The following is a 627-nucleotide window of genomic DNA, read 5'->3' on the forward strand; positions in this document are numbered from 1 at the left end:
CTTCGGTCGTGTGGCAGAACGCCGATAGCGCAGCACTATGGGGCTTTAGGAGTAATAGCAGTGAGTTGGTGCAACTTGTCGTGGATGTTCCTGGTAAGAGTTTGTCACCAACTATTTTTGAATCAGATCAAACACTCGTGTCACCCTTATATGTGAAAGAAGAGGTCGCTGGTTCAAAACTCTATATTTCGAACGGCGTTATCTTTGACACGAATGATTTAAGTTTCAAATATGACAATAGCAGTAATTTTAATCTGGGTATCTATCACCAGGATCATCATATTCAATCTATGAGCGCTAATAATGCATTACGCTTAAGTTATGGCCTTACAGGTGAGTGGAGTCTTGAGCAAAGTTATTACGGTCGTGAGCTTGTTGCTCTAATACCTACCGGGTTTAATGTTTTGGCTCTAACTCAGCCTTCAAATATTGATGAAAGCGGTTCTGCCGGCTTAAGGTTTGATGTGGTTCAAGTTGGAGATTCCGATGACAACGGCTTACCTCAATGGTGGGAGTCCTTATTTGCAGAAGGTACGCTTGCTCAGTTTTCCAACTTCGACCAGCCTGAAGAGTATGACTTTTCAACAGATTTTAATAGCATAATTGCTAGGGACTTTGATTCAGATA

1 protein-coding gene is annotated in these 627 nt (G+C 41.8%); it reads left to right on the forward strand.

Going from position 1 to position 627, the window contains the following annotated elements; all coding sequences use genetic code 11:
* On the forward strand, positions 1-627 hold a 627-nt coding region (locus A3756_RS27065; protein ID WP_197481118.1), incomplete at both ends, for a hypothetical protein.

It is taken from the genome of Oleiphilus sp. HI0086, from assembly GCF_001635225.1.